The sequence below is a fragment of the Companilactobacillus kimchiensis genome (genome assembly GCF_001438805.1).
GTDB classification, from domain to species: Bacteria; Bacillota; Bacilli; order Lactobacillales; family Lactobacillaceae; genus Companilactobacillus; species Companilactobacillus kimchiensis.
Genome location: NZ_JQCF01000057.1, coordinates 1 through 1,689, shown reverse-complemented (window position 1 = coordinate 1,689; position 1,689 = coordinate 1). Strand labels below are relative to the sequence as shown.

Annotated in this window: 2 protein-coding genes; both read left to right on the top strand. The window is 37.5% G+C overall.

Translation table 11 applies throughout. The annotated features are described in order from the left end of the window. Nucleotides 1–133 precede the first annotated feature (133 nt). Nucleotides 134–1,165, top strand: a complete 1,032-nt coding sequence (locus IV57_RS12790) for a hypothetical protein (protein WP_057881907.1) — start codon at nt 134–136, stop codon at nt 1,163–1,165. Nucleotides 1,166–1,197: 32 nt separating this feature from the next. Beyond that, entirely contained in the window at nt 1,198–1,617 is a 420-nt protein-coding gene (arsC, locus tag IV57_RS12785) for an arsenate reductase (thioredoxin) (protein ID WP_057881906.1), read from the top strand. Nucleotides 1,618–1,689: the final 72 nt, after the last annotated feature.

The window sequence follows — 1,689 nt, the reverse complement described above, 5'->3', positions numbered from 1 at the left end:
TCCCGCTCTAACCGAACTTGAGTAAGAACCATATTTTAAACATTTCAATCGTATAAATTATTTAATATCAGTAGACATTGTGATACGATGAGCAATAGATAAGGCCGCTTTTAGACCAGATTGGAGTGATTCGATGAAACAATATAAAGTAATCGTTTGGGGTCTTGGAAACGTTGGTAGAGCAGCAATTAGAATGATCTTAGAAAAACAATCATTACAATTAGTAGCTGCAGTTGATGTTGATCCTAAGAAGGTTGGTCAAGATGCTGGTGAAATTTTCGGTTTTGATAAGGCTGGCGTTATAGTTGTGGATAACATCGACAAGGTATTGGATTTAGATGCTGATGTAGTTTTGGATTACACACCTTTGGTTCGTGATGAGAAGGGTGGATTTACACCAAGTGCTTTAGGTATTTGCAAAGTATTGAAAGCCAAGAAGAATGTTATTACTACTTTGCCAATTTATTATTCTCAAGCAACGACACCTGATTTATTTAAGATGATCAATGATACTGCTAAAGAGAATGGTGTTTCATATTTGCCAACTGGTTTGTTACCAGGGGCTTATGCTTCGTATATTCCAACGGTCTTAGCTGGTTTAATGGGTCGAGTTGATAAAATCACAGTTCAATCAGGTGAGGATGATCAACACAATTATTCAAGCTGGGTCAAAGTTTTCGGATATGGAATGGATCCTGATAAATTCCCACAAGATAAGCTTAAATTGGGTATTGGTTCATACTATGTATCAGGTGTTTATGAAATGGGTGAACGTTTAGGATTTAAATTTGATGATATGAAGATCGAGCATGAATGGTTCACTGCACCTGAGGATCTTCATCCTACTTTTGGAACAGTCAAGAAGGGTACACTTTGTGGCCACCGCTTTACGATGAGTGGCATGGTTAATGGTGAAGCTAAAGTTAGCCTGATTTATGTTCACAAAATTTGTAACGATGTTGTTAAAACACCAGCCATCGATAATAAGATTCATATTGAAGGAATGCCAAAAGCCTTGGACATCAGTATTGATGGCATGATGCCTTTGGATGAGAGCTATGTAACTAGTGCCGCACCAAGTGTTAACGTAATTCCAATGGTAGTTGATGGAAATAGTGGTTTCCTACAAGCACTTGATTTGAAAGTTGTTACACCTTTGAAATAGTGATGTTAAATAATTAGTCAGGAATTAAGTAAATGAAGAAAATTTATTTTATCTGTACCGGCAATTCTTGTCGGAGTCAAATGGCTGAAGGATTTGCTAAAGAATTATTTGATAAAAATTGGGAAATCGCTAGTGCCGGAATTGAAGCTCATGGCGTTAATCCTTTGGCCATTAAGGTAATGAATGAAGCGGGAATCGATATTTCTCAGAATGCCTCTAAATTGATCGATAACAATTATTTGAATAAATGCGAGTTAGTTGTAACTCTCTGTGGTGATGCAAGGGATCGATGTCCAATGACACCGACAACTGTGAAAAGAATTCACTGGCCTTTGCAAGATCCAGCGCTCGCCATTGGTAACGAATCAGAACGCTTGGTAGTCTTCCGAAATGTTCGTGATGAAATTCAGAAAAAAGTTATTGATTTGGCACGGGAACTGACTAGTAAATGATCCATAGAGTACAAAAAAAAGAAGTCTAATTCGATGATTTAGGTTCTTTACCAAGTGTGGCTGTGCAACGCA

Coding starts and splice junctions, on each gene's coding strand:
- IV57_RS12790 (WP_057881907.1), top strand. CDS start 134: ATGAAACAATATAAAGTAATCGTTTGGGGTCTTGGAAACGTTGGTAGA.
- arsC (WP_057881906.1), top strand. CDS start 1,198: ATGAAGAAAATTTATTTTATCTGTACCGGCAATTCTTGTCGGAGTCAA.